The sequence below is a fragment of the Halosolutus sp. DAT137 genome (assembly GCF_059736405.1).
In genome coordinates, this window is sequence record NZ_JCAQID010000008.1 from 210,601 (window position 1) to 226,764 (window position 16,164).

At 63.0% G+C, this 16,164-nt stretch carries 16 protein-coding genes; 9 read left to right on the plus strand and 7 right to left on the minus strand.

The features are described 5' to 3' along the window. Positions 1 to 5: 5 nt before the first annotated feature. Complete coding sequence (locus tag AC6I6L_RS14170; protein ID WP_497918415.1) at positions 6 to 539, minus strand: Rrf2 family transcriptional regulator; 534 nt, start codon at positions 537 to 539, stop codon at positions 6 to 8. Positions 540 to 1,150: 611 nt separating this feature from the next. On the opposite strand from AC6I6L_RS14170, the gene AC6I6L_RS14175 reads away from it, so the two are divergent. After that, a complete protein-coding gene (locus tag AC6I6L_RS14175; protein ID WP_497918416.1) occupies positions 1,151 to 2,314 on the plus strand; it encodes a CobW family GTP-binding protein in 1,164 nt (387 codons plus the stop codon). Between the two features lie 60 nt (positions 2,315 to 2,374). Here the strand turns inward: AC6I6L_RS14175 and AC6I6L_RS14180 are convergent, their stop codons facing one another. Further along, on the minus strand, positions 2,375 to 2,530 hold the full coding sequence (locus AC6I6L_RS14180; RefSeq protein ID WP_497918417.1) for a hypothetical protein: 156 nt from the start codon (positions 2,528 to 2,530) through the stop codon (positions 2,375 to 2,377). 167 nt (positions 2,531 to 2,697) lie between these two features. On the opposite strand from AC6I6L_RS14180, the gene AC6I6L_RS14185 reads away from it, so the two are divergent. Continuing rightward, positions 2,698 to 2,865 carry a hypothetical protein gene (locus tag AC6I6L_RS14185; protein WP_497918418.1) on the plus strand — a complete coding sequence of 56 codons (168 nt, stop codon included), beginning with the start codon at positions 2,698 to 2,700 and terminating at the stop codon, positions 2,863 to 2,865. A gap of 35 nt (positions 2,866 to 2,900) precedes the next feature. On the opposite strand, the gene AC6I6L_RS14190 is transcribed toward AC6I6L_RS14185, so the two are convergent. Further along, positions 2,901 to 4,061 (minus strand): glutathione-independent formaldehyde dehydrogenase, encoded by a 1,161-nt coding sequence (locus AC6I6L_RS14190; protein WP_497918419.1) that lies wholly within the window; start codon positions 4,059 to 4,061, stop codon positions 2,901 to 2,903. A 222-nt stretch (positions 4,062 to 4,283) separates the two neighbouring features. On the opposite strand from AC6I6L_RS14190, the gene yqeC reads away from it, so the two are divergent. From yqeC to AC6I6L_RS14205, 3 genes are all read left to right on the plus strand, one after another. After that, on the plus strand, positions 4,284 to 5,048 hold the full coding sequence (gene yqeC / locus AC6I6L_RS14195; RefSeq protein ID WP_497918420.1) for a selenium cofactor biosynthesis protein YqeC: 765 nt from the start codon (positions 4,284 to 4,286) through the stop codon (positions 5,046 to 5,048). A gap of 81 nt (positions 5,049 to 5,129) precedes the next feature. Then, on the plus strand, positions 5,130 to 5,768 hold the full coding sequence (gene mobA, locus AC6I6L_RS14200; RefSeq protein ID WP_497918421.1) for a molybdenum cofactor guanylyltransferase: 639 nt from the start codon (positions 5,130 to 5,132) through the stop codon (positions 5,766 to 5,768). Positions 5,769 to 5,895: 127 nt separating this feature from the next. Beyond that, a complete protein-coding gene (locus tag AC6I6L_RS14205; protein WP_497918422.1) occupies positions 5,896 to 6,327 on the plus strand; it encodes a universal stress protein in 432 nt (143 codons plus the stop codon). A 27-nt stretch (positions 6,328 to 6,354) separates the two neighbouring features. On the opposite strand, the gene ilvD is transcribed toward AC6I6L_RS14205, so the two are convergent. Beyond that, the gene (gene ilvD / locus AC6I6L_RS14210) at positions 6,355 to 8,094 is read right to left on the minus strand and encodes a dihydroxy-acid dehydratase (protein ID WP_497918423.1); all 1,740 of its coding nucleotides are present in this window, start codon (positions 8,092 to 8,094) and stop codon (positions 6,355 to 6,357) included. A gap of 251 nt (positions 8,095 to 8,345) precedes the next feature. Between ilvD and AC6I6L_RS14215 the strand changes: the two genes are divergently transcribed. Continuing rightward, entirely contained in the window at positions 8,346 to 8,501 is a 156-nt protein-coding gene (locus AC6I6L_RS14215; protein WP_497918424.1) for a hypothetical protein, read from the plus strand. Positions 8,502 to 8,624: 123 nt separating this feature from the next. On the opposite strand, the gene AC6I6L_RS14220 is transcribed toward AC6I6L_RS14215, so the two are convergent. After that, the gene (locus AC6I6L_RS14220) at positions 8,625 to 9,875 is read right to left on the minus strand and encodes a hypothetical protein (RefSeq protein WP_497918425.1); all 1,251 of its coding nucleotides are present in this window, start codon (positions 9,873 to 9,875) and stop codon (positions 8,625 to 8,627) included. 415 nt (positions 9,876 to 10,290) lie between these two features. Here AC6I6L_RS14220 and AC6I6L_RS14225 point away from each other — a divergent pair, with 415 nt between their 5' ends. Together AC6I6L_RS14225 and AC6I6L_RS14230 are read left to right on the plus strand one after the other, a co-directional pair. Next, positions 10,291 to 11,544, plus strand: a complete 1,254-nt coding sequence (locus AC6I6L_RS14225; protein ID WP_497918426.1) for a DUF7350 domain-containing protein — start codon at positions 10,291 to 10,293, stop codon at positions 11,542 to 11,544. A gap of 1 nt (position 11,545) precedes the next feature. Beyond that, positions 11,546 to 12,304 carry a cohesin domain-containing protein gene (locus AC6I6L_RS14230; protein WP_497918427.1) on the plus strand — a complete coding sequence of 253 codons (759 nt, stop codon included), beginning with the start codon at positions 11,546 to 11,548 and terminating at the stop codon, positions 12,302 to 12,304. A gap of 509 nt (positions 12,305 to 12,813) precedes the next feature. Here the strand turns inward: AC6I6L_RS14230 and AC6I6L_RS14235 are convergent. After that, positions 12,814 to 13,245, minus strand: a complete 432-nt coding sequence (locus AC6I6L_RS14235; protein WP_497918428.1) for an FAD synthase family protein — start codon at positions 13,243 to 13,245, stop codon at positions 12,814 to 12,816. Continuing rightward, entirely contained in the window at positions 13,242 to 13,739 is a 498-nt protein-coding gene (locus AC6I6L_RS14240; RefSeq protein ID WP_497918429.1) for a Mov34/MPN/PAD-1 family protein, read from the minus strand. Before AC6I6L_RS14240 ends, AC6I6L_RS14235 begins: the two co-directional genes overlap by 4 nt. 156 nt (positions 13,740 to 13,895) lie before the next feature. Between AC6I6L_RS14240 and AC6I6L_RS14245 the strand changes: the two genes are divergently transcribed. Beyond that, positions 13,896 to 16,148, plus strand: a complete 2,253-nt coding sequence (locus tag AC6I6L_RS14245; RefSeq protein WP_497918430.1) for an NADP-dependent malic enzyme — start codon at positions 13,896 to 13,898, stop codon at positions 16,146 to 16,148. Positions 16,149 to 16,164 lie beyond the last annotated feature (16 nt).

Genomic DNA, 16,164 nt, shown 5'->3' on the forward strand with positions numbered 1-16,164 from the left:
TCGACTTAGTGGTCGGGTTCTTCTGCCGGAGCGATCATATCGTCGATACGCAAAATGAGGATGTTGTTCGTATCGTCTTTACCGTCGAGGGTTCCTTCGACGACGAGTTTCGACAGCGGCGTCGGGCCGACGGTGACGGAGTCGCCCTCTCTAATGCCGCCGAGCGATCCCTGGATGTGAATCTCCGCTCGACAGAGTTCGGGATGGTGAACGCTCGAGAGGTCGATTTCCTCGACGATGACGTCATCGACCGGGTCGCCCCTGTGCGTCAGCGGAACCGAGGCCGGATCGTCCATCTGCTGGATTTCGAGGGCCTCGTAGGCGGCGGCCGTTGGTTTATATCCACCCTTCGGTCCGGGAACCCCCTCTACCAGCTGTAAGGCCTTGAGGCTCTGCATCTGGTTGCGAATCGTGCCGGGGTTTCGATCGACCTGTTCGGCGATATCTTCGCCTTTGATCGCGTCCTCGGACTCCTTGTGGAGGTTCGTCAGCGCACGAAGTATTTTCTTCTGGCTCGGTGTGAGTTCAATGGATGACATAGTGAATTGTTCGCAATTGACTTCCTTAAACCCGACGGGTACGCCGGAGAGTTCTTTCGTGTTGACGACCGCGCCACGGATAGTAATCAGTTTCCTTTTTCCGCGTTTTCGCGGCCAAACGTGACCCTCACTAGTCAGAACGGTTGCCGGCCGCCACACCGGTGATCAATCTACAGGCGGAGCAGGCCGAGTGCCTCGGGGCTTGCCCCCGAAGCGGTTCACCAAGATACGTTGACCACGACGAAATCGGGCGGGGAAAGGCTACGCCGCTGCGCTACGATCCGTTGCCCGACGAACAGCAGTCAGTACTCACCGCGAGGGCCGCCGAACTATAGCCGACGGGCGCCGAACGACCGCGACAACTGACACGAGTTGCACACTGATCGCACTGTCCGCGATTCCCGCGCGCATCGACCGCTCACGGATCACTGCGTTCTCCGGTCGGTATCCATGGTCCTCGCTCACTCCGGCCCACGCTCCAGTCGTACGATCTGGTGTACAGTGACGGTCAGTGGCTAATCTGTTACTCTCGGATTGACTCCCGTCGACTTCTCCCGTTCCTTGCCGACCCCGCTCTTTACTATCCTCCCTGTGGTGGCCTGCCGTACCGCATGACACGAGACGACGATCGGATTCCGGTGACGGTGGTCAGCGGCTATCTCGGTGCCGGCAAGACCACGCTCGTCAATCACCTCCTGTCGAACCCCAGGGACCGCGAAATTGCGGTCATCGTCAACGATATGGGTGAGGTGAACATCGACGCGGACCTGATCGCTCGAGAGAACGAAGACGAGGGAATCATCGACCTCTCGAACGGCTGTATCTGCTGTCGGCTGCAAGGTGATCTGCTCTCGGAGGCCGATCGCCTCGCCGAGCAACGGGAGTTCGATTACCTGCTGGTCGAATCCTCGGGTATCAGCGAACCGATTCCCGTCGCACGGGTGTTCACCGAGGGAACCGACGCGAGCGAGATCGACCCGACGGAGCTGTTTCGGCTGGATACGATGGTGACCGTCCTCGACACCTACGGCTTCTGGAAGGAGTTCGACGCCGGCGAGTCGCTACCCGAACACGCCCAGCCGGACGAGCAACGGCCACTGAGCGAAGTTCTCGTCGAGAGCATCGAGTTCTGTGACGTCCTCCTGTTGAACAAGGCCGATATGGTCCCCGACGATGTCCTCGACGAGATCGAAACCGTCGTCGATCGACTCCAGCCGCGGGCCGAGCGGGTCCGAACGACCTACAGCGAGGTCGATCCGAACCTCGTCCTCGACACCGGCCGGTTCGACTTCGAGGACGCGACGCGATCGCAGGGATGGAAACGCGAACTCCGGGGCGAGGGCCACAAGCACGGCCACGGTGACACCCGTGACAGCGAGCACGGGAACGGACACGAACACAGCCACGCACACGATCGCGGACAGCGGGCCGCAGATATACACGGCGTCTCGTCGTTCGTCTTTCGGTCCGACGCCCCGTTTCGACCCACCGAACTGGTCGACTGGCTCAGAGAGTGGGACGGCTCGATCATCCGTGCGAAAGGCGTCTGTTACGTCGCCGGTCACGACACAGTAATTGGAGTCAGTCAGGCAGGACCGTCGGTGCAGGCAGGGCCGATCGGTGAGTGGCGACCCGAGGACGATCGACGGACACAACTGGTGTTCATCGGCAGTGGGATGGACCAAGAGCGCATCCGAGCAGAACTCGAGGCGATGACCGTCGACCCGGAGACCGCCGAGGAGAACGAGGAGTGGGCGGAGCCGTTCCCGCTGTGATTCGAGTCCGTCGCCCCGACGATCTGAGTCGTGGGGACGACGGTCAGCGTCCGTCGCTGGCTACGATTCGAGTTCGTCGCTGAGTTCGTCCCAGGACTCGTGAAAGCCGTGGGTCGACTGGGTGGTCGCCTGCGCGGTGGCGTTCTGGTAGACGTCGTCGTACTCGAGCAGCCGTCCCCAGCCGTCGGAAAACGAGTAGTTGCAGTACTGGCACATACCGCCGGGTAGCACCGTCGCCACTATACGCTTTTCCGTCGCCCGCGTTCGCGCTCGCTCGAGACGATCGATCCCGATCGTCGGCGTGGTAGACTGCGACGGCCAACAGACCCATAACGGTCCCCCGTCGAAGGCTCTCACTGACGATTACAACCGAGAGAACGATTATGAACCCGAAACGAAACGGCGCGTACGTTGGCAGTGCGACAGACGTGGTCGAACGATCCTGCGATCACTGCGACTGGTACGCGGTCGACGATACCTACCCCGATCTCATCAAGCGATACCAGGACCACCTCCGAGCGGACCATCCGAAAGTGTGGCTTCGGCGGTAGCATCGACCGCGGGAAAAAAGCGAATCGGTCCCGGTTCAGGGCTCGAGCAGCACCTTGACGACGCCCTCCTCGCGATCGTCGAAGCGCTCGTACATCTCGGGGGCCTCCTCGAGGTCGACCCGGTGGGAGACGACCCAGCTCGGGTCAGCCCGGCCCTCGATGATCATGTCCCGAAGCTGTCGATTGTACTGCTTGACGTTACACTGGCCGGTGCCGAACTTGTGGCCCTTCTCGAAGAGCTTCCCGAAGTCGATGCCGAGTCGACCCTGAGCAGACATCTCGTCCGGTGCGCCGGGGTCGGAGGGGACGTACAGTCCCGGAACGCCGATTTCGCCGGTCGGGCGCACCGTCTGGATTAGCTGATTGAGCACGACGGCCGGGTTCTCGCGAGCCGGGTCGTAGGCGTCGTCGCCCGGATCGGTTTCGGGGTCGATCGCCTGATAGCCGACGGCGTCGACGCCCTTGTCGACCTCGTCGCCGTGTTCGTCGACGATCTGGTCGACCGGATCGCCCTCCTCGAAGTCGATCGCGTGGGCGTCACAGTGGTCTTCGGCCATTTCGAGACGGCTGGGGACGCGATCGACCACGTAGATCTCGGAGGCACCCTGGATCTTCGCGCTGTAGGCGGCCATCAGTCCGACCGGACCGGCCCCGTAGATGGCGATCGACTCGCCGGGTTGCAGGTTGGCGAGTCGAGTGCCGTGCCAGCCCGTCGGGAAAATATCCGCGAGCAGCGCGAACGAGTCCTCGTGCTGGTCACCTTCCGGCAGTTTGAGCGCGTTGAAGTCGGCGTAGGGTACCCGGAGCTTTTCGGCTTGTCCACCCTTGTACGGTCCCATCGCGACGTAGCCGTACGCCCCGCCGGCGAAACCGGGGTTGACGTTGGTACAGAACCCGGTATAGCCGTCTTCACAGTTCTGACAGAAGCCACAGGCGACGTTAAAGGGCATGACGACCCGATCGCCCTCCTCGAGCGTGGTGACGGCGTCACCCACTTCGGAGACGATCCCCATGTTCTCGTGTCCGAAGACGATCCCCGGATCAGCGGCGGTTCGTCCTTCGTACATGTGGAGGTCAGAGCCACAGATACAGGACGTCGTGATGTCGACGAGGACGTCGTTGGGATGTTGCAGTTCGGGTTCGTCTACTTCTTCGACGGCGACGTCGTGTGGGCCTTTGTATACGACAGCGTTCATTGACATTGGGTCACGCACCAGAGGGTTCCACCACCATTGTTAGTTTAAAACTTGTTGTGGATTTCTTCCCCGAGATTACTAGCCATTGTTATCGGCTTCGACGACGGTCAGTTACGCGTGAGACCCCTCAAAAGCGAGTAATTCATGCGGTGGTCCGGAACGCGAAGTCGTTCGTGGCGGGGTCGGTGGATATTCAAATAGCACGGGCGAATACTACCGGCTATGGAGCTTTCGCGAGCCCTCGGTGCGGACGCCAGAATCACTTGCGTCGTCGGCGCTGGAGGGAAGAAATCGACGCTGTACGAACTCGCCGGCCGACTCGATCGGGCGGTTCTCACGGCCACCGTTCGAATTCCGATTTTCGATCGCCAGGTCGCCGCAGTCGACGTGACGGACGACCCCGTCGGCGCGCTGGCCGCACCCGAGCGGCGTACCGACGGGAACGAGGAGTGGCCCCTCGGACTGGTCGCAGACCGCGAGGGCGACGATCGGTACGTCGGCTACGAGCCGTCAGTCGTCGACGAAATTGGGGCCTCGGACGTCCCGGACCACGTTCTCGTTAAAGCCGACGGAGCGCGAACGCGATGGCTCAAAGCTCCCGACGACCAGGAACCACAGCTTCCCCGATCGACCGATACCGTCCTCGCGATCGCCAGCGTCCACGCCGTAGGCGAACCTCTCGACGAGCGCGTCGTCCACCGGCCCGACCGCGTCGCCGCGGTCACGGGACGGACTCCTGGCGAGCCGATCGAGTCGGCAGACGTGGCGACCGTGCTGACGAGTCCCGACGGTGGCCTAAAAAACGTGCCCGCCGACGCGACGTACGTTCCGCTGCTCAACATGGTCGACGACGAGGACGATCTAGCCGTGGGGCGGGAGATCGCACGCCGGATCCTCGATCGTAGCGACAAGTCCCACGGGCGCGTCTCCCGAGTTGTTCTGACGAGTATGATCGCCGAGGAACCGCTGGTAGCCGTCCTCGAATGAGCGAGTCGAGCGGATTTTTGGGTGGTTCGCGAGTGTCCCACGCCGGACTCTTATAAACCGTCTCGTCCTATCCGTGTCCATATGACTGCTACCGACACGGCGATCGATTCGCTCGGCGGCGTCGTCCTCGCCGGCGGCTACTCGACGCGCTTTGGCGACGCCGACAAGGCGGTCGCCCCCCTCGCCGGCACGCCGATGGTCCACCACGTGGTCGATCGACTTGGGATGGTCGCGGACGATGTCGTGATCAACTGTCGGGACGACCAGCGCGAAGCGATCGCGGACGCGCTATCGGACTGTGCGCTCGACGTTCGGTTCGCGATCGATCCGATTCCCGATCAGGGACCACTCGCGGGTATCCAGATCGGTCTGGAGAAGGTCGATCGCGAGTACGCGGCCGTCGTGGCCTGTGACATGCCCTTCGTCGACCCGGATCTGCTCGCATATCTGGCCGAGCGAGCGCAGAGCCACGACGGGGCGGTCGTCCAGCTCGAAGAGGGATGGTATCAGACGACTCAGGCGGTCTACCGGGCAGATGCGATGGCCGAGGCCTGCGAGGCAGCCCTCGATTCGGACGACCGGAGAATCGTCGCCGCGATCGACCGAATCGACGTTGTCACCGTCGAAGAGTCCGAACTCGACGATATCGATGCGGCGACCTTCGAGAGCATCGATACGCAGGACGCGCTGGCCGCGGCCGAACGGGAATTCGAGCAGTAAGTCGGCTCTCGTGACGTGTCTTCTCTGTCGGTATTTTCACAGCAGTCGGACTATTTTCGAATCGATCAGTTCCCAACACGTAAGAACGACTGATAGTGATATAGCCGTCTCACGAGTAGCGTCTCGTATGAGGATTCTCGTGGCAACCGATGGCTCCAATGTCAGCGAAACGGCGATCGAATACGCCACCCGGGAGGCCGGCGCGTGGGATCTTCCCCTCGAGATCGTACACGTCCTGACACCCGAGACGGAACTCGTCGACGGCAATCTCGTCCTCCCCGGGGAAGCGGAGGCGATGGAACAGGGCGAACGGACGCTCCAGCAGGCGAAAGCCCACGCGGCCGAAACCGCGGCCGATCGCAGCGAGACGATCGAGATTACGACCGAACTGTTAGCCGGCAGACCGGCAGAAGCGATCGCGGAGTACGCCGATTCGGCGGACGTTCACGGCATTTACGTCGGCCATCGCGGCCTCTCGGAGACGCGCGAACAGGTGGTCGGCAGCGTGGCAAAATCGGTCGTCGACAAGGCGACGGTTCCGGTGACGATTATCAAGTGAATCGCCCGAGGAACGCGACTGGATGCGTTACTGATTCTTTTTCGCGCCGGGGTTCGACACGGCACCGTTGGCCGCGGAGCCGAACGCGTCGCCGTACTTCGCCAGCACGCCCGACGTGTACGTCGGGTCGGGCTTGTCGCGGGCCTCGAGACGCTGTTCGATCTCTTCGTCGGTGAGGTCGACGGAGAGTTCGCGTTCCGCGATATCGATCGTCACCGTGTCGCCGTCTTCGATGGCACCGATCGGACCGTCGACGGCCGCCTCGGGGGCGACGTGACCGATCGAAAGCCCCCGCGTCGCGCCGGAGAAGCGACCGTCGGTGATCAACGCGACGTCCTCGGAGTGGCCCTGGCCGGCGACAGCCGAAGTCACGCCGAGCATTTCGCGCATCCCTGGCCCTCCCTGTGGCCCCTCGTTGCGAATGACGATCACGTCGCCGGTATCGACGTGGCCCTCCTGGACGTAGGCCATGGCGTTCTCTTCGGTCTCGAAGACGCGGACGGGCCCCTCGTGGTGGAGGTCGTCGTCCCCGGTGATCTTGAGCACGGCCCCGCCGGGCGCGAGGTTGCCCGTCAGGATGCGGATCGCGCCCTGCTCGTTTTTTGGCTCCTCGACGGTGTAGAGGTAGTCCTCGTCTAACTCCTCGATCGACGGCGGGTCGATCCGCTCGAGTTCCTCGGCGATCGTGTTGCCCGTGACCGTCAGCGCGTCGCCGTGGAGCAGGTCGGCCTCGTAGAGGGCGGCCAGGATAACGGGCACGCCGCCGACCTCGTGGAGGTCGTTCATGACGCGTTCGCCGCCTGGCTGAAGATCCGCGATTTTCGGAGTGTGCCGGCTGATCTCGTCGAACTCCTCGATCTCGAGGTCGATACCCGCTTCGGCGGCCAGCGCGAGCAGGTGAAGGACGGCGTTGGTCGAACCGCCGATCGCGACCTGCAGGGCGATCGCGTTCTCGAAGGATTCTTTCGAGAGGAAATCGGACGGTTTGCGTCGCGCTTCGACGGCCTCGACGGCGAGTTCGCCGGCGCGGCGGGCCTCGTCGTATCGAGAGTCGTCCTCTGCCGGCGGCGATGCCGCGCCGAGCGGGGAGAAACCGAGCGCCTCGGCAACTGAGGCCATCGTGTTGGCGGTGAACATTCCGCCACAGGAACCCGCGCCGGGGCAGGCGTTGTGCTCCATCTCGTCGAGTTCCTCTTCGGTCATCTCGCCGTCAGCGACGGCTCCGACGCCCTCGAAGACGTTCTGGATGGTGATCTCCCGACCGTCGTGCTCGCCGGGCATGATCGAGCCGCCGTAGAGGAAGACGCTCGGCAGATCTGTCCGGATCGAGGCCATCATCATTCCGGGCATGTTCTTGTCACAGCCGCCGATCGTCACGAGGCCGTCCATGCGCTCACCGAAGGCGACCAGTTCCACAGAGTCTGCGATAACTTCCCGCGAGATGAGCGAGGCTTTCATCCCCTCGGTCCCCATCGAGATCGCGTCCGAAATGGTGATGGTCCCGAACTCGATCGGCATCCCGCCGGCCTCGTCGATCCCGTCGTAGGCCGTCTGGGCGACATCGTCGAGGTGCACGTTACAGGGAGTGATGTCGGCGGCCGGATTGGCGAGACCGATCATCGGCGAGGAAAAGTCCTCGTCGTCGTATCCCATCGCACGGAACATCGCCCGGTGGGGGGCCCGTTCGGTCCCCTCCGTGACCTCGTTGCTCGGCAGGTCGTCGGGTTTGCCCCCGTCGGCCGATCGCTGGTCGGGCTGTTGGCTCATATCCGGAGAGTCGCAACCTCGGCGCTTAAAAGCCTCGGATAGCGTTGCCGACCCGTATGAACTCAGTACCGAACAACATCGGGTTGTCGGCCACGGTGCAATTTCGACTGCGACTGGCGGTCCCGACTGGTCACGGCAACCGTCGTCGTGGGCTATTGCTCGAACGACCAAATCTCACACAGATCGTGGCTTTCGCTGTCCTGCATGGGGCTTTCGGTGGCTGGTCACGGATCTGAAAACGAGCGCTACGTATGCATAAATACTGTCTGGAGTGTCGCTGGGAAATCAGCACGAACGACGGGTACACCGAACGGGAGGTGTCGAAACGGGTTATCGAACACTTCGTCGAAACGGGGCACACGGTCGACTCGCTGCGCCCCCTCCCACCCGTTATTGCCGAAAACTGACTCCCTCGTTGGCACCAACTCGACCAACTCGAACGGGACGATTACGCGGTGGACCGGCCGCAACCGGCAGCCACAGCGCGCCTCGTTTTCAGAGCCGATCGGTCCGAGTGCGGCCGGAAGCGCTTACTCGCCGCCGGGGAACTGGTCGAGTTCCGAGAGGACGAGTTCCTGGCCGAGTTCGAACTCCTCGTTCTCGAGGTCCGCGACGATCTCGACGAACTTCTCGCCGCCGATGACGTCGACGAGGATCGACTCGTCGTCGGGGTTGAAGCCGGCGAAGTGCGAGCCGGCACCGGTGTCGAGTTCCGCGACGATCTCGTAGTCCTCGACGCGGAGGATCAGCGTCTTGCCGCCGCTGGTGCTCGGGATCGCGGCGTACTGGTACTCGGAGTCGAAGTCGACCATGTGCGGGGTCTCCTGCTCGCCGTCACCGAGATCGATCTCTTCTGCGATCGTGAGCCCGCCGTCTCCCGTCGGTTCGAGGACGTACAGCACTGCGGTCCCCTGGTCGACCGCCCACAGTTCGTAGTCGTCGTCACTGTCGCCGGGGACGAGGCCGATGCCGTGGAAGTCGCTCGCGTCGTTGCCCTCGTCGGGCTGGAACGTCTTGACGTGTTCGCGCGACTCGACGTCGACGACTGCAACGCCCGGCGTACTCCCTTCGATGACGTGGGGACCGGATCGCGGCTCGGGACCGCGGGTCGTAACGTAGGCGTACTGGCCGTCGGGCGAGATGGTCATGATGTCGGGCGACTCGCCGACGAAGTCGATTTCGTCGATGACCTCGTCCGTTTCGGGGTCGAGAACGAACGCGTCGTCGGTATCCCGGTTGACCATCCACAGCTCCTCGGTGTCTGGGGTGAACCAGACGCCGTGGGTATCGTAGCCGTTACTGTCCTCGTTGACGAGTTCCTCGTAGCTCTCGGTGTCGAAGGCCCACCACTCGCCGGCGGGATCGGTCTCCTCGGTGTCGGCAACGCCGCCGTTCAAGTACATCTTGTTCTCGTCGGGGTGAGCGATCGTTCCGCAGTTTGCGGGAACGTCCGGGAACTCTTCGACGATCTCGAACGCGTCGGGATCGAAGACGAGGAATCCGGCGTCGCCGTACCCCGGTCCGAGCGTTACCCACGCCTCGCCGCTGTGGGAGTAATCGTGACAGACTGGGCTGGCACTGGCAAAGGCCGGCTCTTCCCCTCCGTTTTCGTCGCCGTTTTCGTCGCCGTTTTCGTCGCCGTTTTCCGCACCGTTCTCGTCGCCGTTCTCGCCGCCGTTCTCCCCGTCTTCGTCATCGCTTCCCGCACATCCCGCGAGCGCGATCGCACCGGCAACGGTGCTCGTCTGCAGGAACCGACGCCGAGTTTTTCGTTCTGTCATGTCCAACAAGTGGCGATCAATTGATTAAAACACCTTCGTTCTGAGGCCGTGAGACTGGCAGATGTGGCGATTTGACGTAGATTGCGGCAATTTTTGGAATTGTCAGCAATAAGTGCAATACTGGCCGATACCTATGACACAACTGGCGGTCGGACGCGACGGGCCCGTCCCGTTAGCACCGCGAACCTCGCGATCGACGGGTAGGACGTAGGACGCTCGATCGCGCGATAGCACCGTCTAGCGAGAAATCATCGAGTAAGACGACGCTCTGGGAGCTGCCGAGCGAGCGCAATCGATGTACGGCAGTTTTTCCGTTACCCGGTCCGGACCACAGCCGATCGATCGGGCCTTCCGGTAGGTTCGGCGGCGATCACGGGGTATAATTGATCGTAGCTCCCAGTTAGGAACGAAACCAATGAAGCGTCGACGATTTTTGGCCTCGAGTGTTGCGGTCGGTGCGGCGGCCGGCGCCGCCGGCTGCCTCGGCGGCGACGACGGCGACCCCGAGGGCGATGACGGGAACGGGGGCGGGGAGAACGGCGAAGACAGCGGGTTCGACGCGCTTCCTCGAGTCGAAAACCCGCCGGACGCGGTCTACCGCCCGTCCCACCGCGACGGGATGGTGATGTTCGAGACGATCGAAGCCGGCGACGTCGCCGTTTCACCGATGCTCTCGATTCCCCATTTCTTCTGGATCATGCCGGGACCAGAGGAGGTCGATCCGCCGACGGACGACGCCATCCACCTGATGGCGACCGTCTGGGACCCGGAAACCGGAATCGTCCTCCCGGTCGACGCCGGATCGACGATCGAGTTATCGAAAGACGGCGAGTTCGTCTCCGAGCGCGCCCCCTGGACGATGATCTCCCAGGACATGGGGTTCCATCTCGGGGACAACGTCCCGATCGACGGCAACGGCACCTACACCGCGACCATCACGATCAGCCCGATCGCGGACGTCCGGCTGATGGGGAGCTTCGAGGGACGCTTCGAGAACCGCGAAACGGCGACGTTCGAGTTCGAGATCGACGACGCTGCGCGCAGGTCTCTCGTCGAGGGCGTCGAGTTCTTCGAGGAAGACCGGTGGGGCGAACGCGGCGCGGTGGCCCCGATGGATCACAGCGAGCACGACGATCACGGAGACGGTGAACACGGGGAACACGAGGAAAACGGAGATCACGAGGACGGCGACGACCACCACGATCACGAGGACGGCGACGATCATCACGGTCACGGCGATCACGACCACGTGATGCCGTACTCGTCGCTCCCACCGACTGCGGATCTTCCCGGAACGCTTCTGGGCGAACCGACCCACGCTGACGCCGTGTATGCGACGACGCTTCTCGGTTCCGAGTCACGGTTCGGGGACGGCGAGGACTCCTATCTCGCGGTCTCGCCCCGAACGCCGTACAACCGTTGTGTCCTCCCACAGCAGTCTCTCTCGATGGAACTCCTGCGAGACGGCGAGACGATCGACGGGTCGCCGCTCGCGGCCACGCTCGATCACGAACTAAACTTCCACTACGGAACCCCGATCGAGCAGCCACAGGCGGGCGACGAACTCGTCGTTTCGGTGGACGCGCCGCCGCAAGTCTCGCGCCACCAGGGATACGAAACGGCGTTCCAGGAGACCGGCGACCTGTCGATCCAGATCGAAAACCTGTAATATGACCCGAATGACACTCTCTCTCGCGATCGCCTTCGTCGTGGTCGCAAGCGTCGCGACAGTCGGTGCCGTAGGAATCGCGGGTGCCGGGGACAGCGCGACGATCCTCGAAGTCGGGCCCGAAGACGCCGTCGCACCGCCCGGCGAGCGGATCCACGTCGCGATCGATATGTTAAACGACGGCGGCTACGGCGGCGTCGGCGTCGAACGAGTCGCCTTCGGGATCGAGTACGACAGCGACGTACTGACGGTCGAGGAGATCACCCGCGGCCCGTGGCTCGAACAGGGCGACGACACCGAGATCGTCACCGAGATCGACGTCGACGACGACGCCGGTACCGCCACGATCGAACAGTACCGTGACCCGGCCGAAGGCGGTGCCGCCGGCAGCGATCGGGCGGCGACGGTCACGTTCTCAGTTGCCGAAGATGCCGACGGCGAAACGTCGCCGGTGAACCTGACGGCGGTCGAAACGGACCTGACCAACGATTGGCCCCAATACGCGTTTACGCACAACGGCAGCGTCTCCGTCGACGGAAGTTCGGACGTCGTCGGCGCTTCGTCACCCGACCGAAGTCCCGATTACACGACTGAACCCGAGGCGGCGTCCGAGGAGACCGCAACCGGAGCGGACGAGCCGGTAGACGATGACGCGCCCGTGGAAGCGGACGATCCGATACCCGGTTTCGGGGTCCCGGCGGCACTTGCGGCGCTCGTCGCGCTCGCGGTCGTCAGGTCGATCGCGGGCCGGGACGATTGATGGTTGGGACGCAGAAAGCCGCAATCTGTCGACGACGCGGGTCGGTGCCAGGAAGGGAAAGCTCGACGCTGAATCAACATATGCCGAGTCGGTCGTGCGAACCGCTCACCGAGCGCTCCGAGGTCACCTCCTGAAATCGCGTCAGTAGATTCCGTTACGTAGCTGGCTCTGGAACGGTCATTCACGGGATGAAAAATGACAGTTCGTGAGTGTTTGCAAAGAGGTGGCGGTAGAGAGCTGTACGAGTGTCGAAATTGCGGCGAGAAATTCGAGAAAGACGTGAGTGAATGTCCGAACTGTAACTGGGAAGGAATTGCTCACTACGTATTCTGAGCGTTCCACCCATACAACGACGTCGTGTTGCACTCATCCCCCGTTTTCGCCGGTTAGTATCCGTCCGTACCAACGGATTTCGATAGCACAGAATCGTTATCTTCTGGCAACGGGTGGTCTGTGACCGATCGGACCGAAGGCGGTGCCCCTGATCGATCGAGCCGAAGCCGGTCACATCACCCGCGCTGTTCGAGAATTCGATCGATGATGAGCCGCGTCGAGAGTATTTCGGTCTCGTCGCTCGGTTCGCGGGCGCTCGCGCGTTCGACCGTACAGTCGATCCCGCGACGATCGAGTTCGGCTTCGATCGCCCCGGCGTCGTGGTGTTGGTCGTGGCCCAGCGCGATCACGTCGGGGTCGATCTCCTCGATCGGGACGAAGATATCCTTCTGGTGGCCGAGGATGGCGTCGTCGACGGCCTCGAGTGCGGCGACGACGTCCCGACGCTGTGTCGACGGGCAGATGGGCGTCTCCTTGTGATCGACGTTCGCCTTGCGGGCGACGATGACGATCAGTTCGTCGCCCATCGCCGCGGCCTCTTCGAGGTAGTGGACGTGTCCGGGGTGGAGAATGTCGAACGTCCCCTGGGCGATAACCGTCCGCGTCATCGTCGGAGATCCTCGTCGATGTCCGCCTGCGTGAAATCGAAGAACTCCTCGGTATCCGGAAGGTCGACGTCGATCACGTTCAGGGTCGTCGGCCGACCTTGCGAATCGAATGCTTTCCAGTCGGTTCGGCGGTAGGGCGCGCCGATGATGATGTGGACGCTTCCCCGTCCGAACGTTTCTAGGTCCGCGCTGCTCGGCCGGATGACGCCGTTTGGGTGGGAGTGGACGCTCCCGAGTGCCTTCACGTCGTTCGGAATCTGACTCGTTCTGACGGTCGCGCTGACGCTGTTTGCCTCCGTTCCAGGCACGACGAGGACGTCCGTGATGACGAGGCCGTCTGTGTCGAGACCCAGTCGATCCGCCTCGGTTCCCCGGAGAAAGCCCATGTACTCGTTCGGGTGGGAGGCGTCGGAGGATTCGAGGGCGAACTGGAGAGTCTCCTCGGCGATCCCGAGGATCTCGTTCGAGCGAAACAACGCGTCGAGCAGCCCCATACCCCTACCTGTGGGCTTGCGGTTGCTAAACGTTCCGAAAGGGGCCCTCCACCGCCGGACACCACGCCGCCACGGATCTTCCGACCCGTGGTACTTTAGCTCAGTTCTAGCTGTACTAGCTAGGCGTTTTTGCGGGCGGTGTGTGAAGCGGGTGGTATGTCACTCGACGATGAATCGCTGGCGTATCACAGCGAGGATCCAGCGGGAAAACTCGAAATTAGAACGACGAAATCGACGAGCACGCAGCGCGACCTCTCGCTCGCGTACTCGCCGGGCGTCGCAGCACCGTGTCGGGCGATTGCAGCCGACCCGACCGACGCCTACCGGTACACCGCGAAGGGGAATCTCGTCGGCGTCGTCTCGAACGGCTCCGCCGTGCTCGGCCTCGGAGATATCGGCGCGCAGGCCTCGAAGCCGGTCATGGAGGGAAAAGGCGTCCTGTTCAAGCGGTTTGCGGATATCGACGTGTTCGACATCGAACTCGATCACGTGGATCCCGACGCGTTCGTCGAATCAGTCGTCGCGATGGAGTCGACGTTCGGTGGAATCAACCTCGAGGATATCGCCGCACCGGAATGCTTTCGAATCGAGGACCGACTTCGCGACCGAATGGACATCCCAGTCTTCCACGACGATCAACACGGCACGGCGATCATCTCCGGGGCGGCACTGTTGAACGCCGCCGAACTCGCAGAGAAAGAACTCGCTGACCTCTCGGTCACGTTCGCTGGCGCGGGCGCGGCGGCGATCGCGGCCGCCCAATTTTTCGTTTCTCTCGGCGTTCGCACGGAGAACGTGACGATGGTCGATATCGACGGCATCCTGACGACCGAACGCGCTGAGGCCGGCGAACTCGACGAGTACACCCGCGAGTTCGCTCGCGACGTTCCCGAGGGCGGCTTGGCGGAGGCAATGGTAGACGCGGACGTCTTCGTCGGTCTCTCGGTTGGCGGCATCGTCTCGCCGGAGATGGTCAGGTCGATGGCCGACGATCCGATCGTCTTCGCGATGGCCAACCCCGACCCCGAAATCGAGTACGAGACGGCGAAGGACGCGCGCGACGACGCCGTTATCATGGCGACGGGCCGGTCGGATTACCCGAACCAGGTCAATAACGTCCTCGGCTTCCCGTTTCTCTTTCGTGGGGCGCTCGACGTGCGTGCAGCCGAGATCAACGAGGCGATGAAAGTCGCCGCCGCGGAGGCGATCGCCGACCTCGCAAAGCGGGACGTTCCGGACGCCGTGCGCAAGGCCTACGGCGACCAGCCCCTCCAGTTCGGCCCGGAGTACATCATCCCGAAACCGCTCGATCCGCGGGTGCTGTTCGAGGTCGCGCCCGCCGTCGCCGGTGCCGCGATGGAGACGGGTGCGGCCCGCGTCGAGATCGATCTGGACAGGTACGTCGAGCGGCTCGAAGCCCGCCTCGGAAAATCCAGGGAAATGATGCGGACCGTCTTCAACAAGGCCAAAACCGACCCCAAGCGCATTGCGCTGGCCGAAGGCGGGAACGAAACGATCATTCGCGCGGCCGCCCAGATCGCTGATCGAAACCTCGCGGAACCGATACTGATCGGCGGCGAACGCGAAATCGAGGCGACGATCGCGGCACTCGGCCTCGAGTACAAGCCGGCAGTGGTCGACCCGGCCGTTGGTGACCACGAGGCGTACGTCGACGCGCTTTACGAGCGTCGCCAGCGCAAGGGTGTGACGCGAACGGAGGCGAGCGATCGCATTCGGGACAGTAACTACTTCGCGTCCGTGATGGTCGAACAGGGCGATGCTGACGCGATGCTCACGGGACTGACGAATCATTATCCCTCCGCGTTGCGGCCGCCGTTGCAGGTGATCGGGACGGCACCGGATACCGAGTACGCGGCGGGAGTCTACATGCTCACGTTCAGAAACCGGGTCGTCTTCCTGGCGGACACCACGGTCAATCAGGATCCCGACGAGGACGTACTGGCCGAAATCACTCGTCACACGGCGGATCTCGCCAGACGGTTCAACGTCGAACCGCGGGCGGCGCTGCTTTCGTACTCCGACTTCGGCAGCGTCGACAACGACGGCACTCTGAAACCCCGCCGTGCGGCCGAACGGCTCCGCAACGACCCGACCGTGGACTTCCCGGTCGACGGCGAAATGCAAGCCGACACTGCGGTCGTCGAATCCATGCTCGAGGGAGACTACGAGTTCACCGAGCTAACGGAGCCGGCTAACGTGCTCGTCTTCCCGAATCTCGAGGCAGGGAATATCTGTTACAAACTGCTCCAGCGCCTCGGTGGTGCCGAAGCGATCGGACCGATGCTCGTCGGCATGGAAAAACCGGTTCACGTCCTCCAGCGCGGCGACGAGGTCTCAGACATCGTCAACCTCGCGGCCGTCGCGACGGTCGACGCACAGGGGGAGTGATCGGCGCTCCGAACGG

Bases quoted from the DNA above. Each gene is read 5' to 3' on its own strand.
- yqeC (WP_497918420.1), top strand. From the start codon at position 4,284: ATGGAGCTTTCGCGAGCCCTCGGTGCGGACGCCAGAATCACTTGCGTC.
- AC6I6L_RS14185 (WP_497918418.1), top strand. From the start codon at position 2,698: ATGAACCCGAAACGAAACGGCGCGTACGTTGGCAGTGCGACAGACGTG.
- AC6I6L_RS14180 (WP_497918417.1), bottom strand. From the start codon at position 2,530: ATGTGCCAGTACTGCAACTACTCGTTTTCCGACGGCTGGGGACGGCTG.
- ilvD (WP_497918423.1), bottom strand. From the start codon at position 8,094: ATGAGCCAACAGCCCGACCAGCGATCGGCCGACGGGGGCAAACCCGAC.
- AC6I6L_RS14220 (WP_497918425.1), bottom strand. From the start codon at position 9,875: ATGACAGAACGAAAAACTCGGCGTCGGTTCCTGCAGACGAGCACCGTT.
- AC6I6L_RS14230 (WP_497918427.1), top strand. From the start codon at position 11,546: ATGACCCGAATGACACTCTCTCTCGCGATCGCCTTCGTCGTGGTCGCA.
- AC6I6L_RS14240 (WP_497918429.1), bottom strand. From the start codon at position 13,739: ATGGGGCTGCTCGACGCGTTGTTTCGCTCGAACGAGATCCTCGGGATC.
- AC6I6L_RS14215 (WP_497918424.1), top strand. From the start codon at position 8,346: ATGCATAAATACTGTCTGGAGTGTCGCTGGGAAATCAGCACGAACGAC.
- mobA (WP_497918421.1), top strand. From the start codon at position 5,130: ATGACTGCTACCGACACGGCGATCGATTCGCTCGGCGGCGTCGTCCTC.
- AC6I6L_RS14205 (WP_497918422.1), top strand. From the start codon at position 5,896: ATGAGGATTCTCGTGGCAACCGATGGCTCCAATGTCAGCGAAACGGCG.
- AC6I6L_RS14245 (WP_497918430.1), top strand. From the start codon at position 13,896: ATGTCACTCGACGATGAATCGCTGGCGTATCACAGCGAGGATCCAGCG.
- AC6I6L_RS14170 (WP_497918415.1), bottom strand. From the start codon at position 539: ATGTCATCCATTGAACTCACACCGAGCCAGAAGAAAATACTTCGTGCG.
- AC6I6L_RS14235 (WP_497918428.1), bottom strand. From the start codon at position 13,245: ATGACGCGGACGGTTATCGCCCAGGGGACGTTCGACATTCTCCACCCC.
- AC6I6L_RS14225 (WP_497918426.1), top strand. From the start codon at position 10,291: ATGAAGCGTCGACGATTTTTGGCCTCGAGTGTTGCGGTCGGTGCGGCG.
- AC6I6L_RS14190 (WP_497918419.1), bottom strand. From the start codon at position 4,061: ATGAACGCTGTCGTATACAAAGGCCCACACGACGTCGCCGTCGAAGAA.
- AC6I6L_RS14175 (WP_497918416.1), top strand. From the start codon at position 1,151: ATGACACGAGACGACGATCGGATTCCGGTGACGGTGGTCAGCGGCTAT.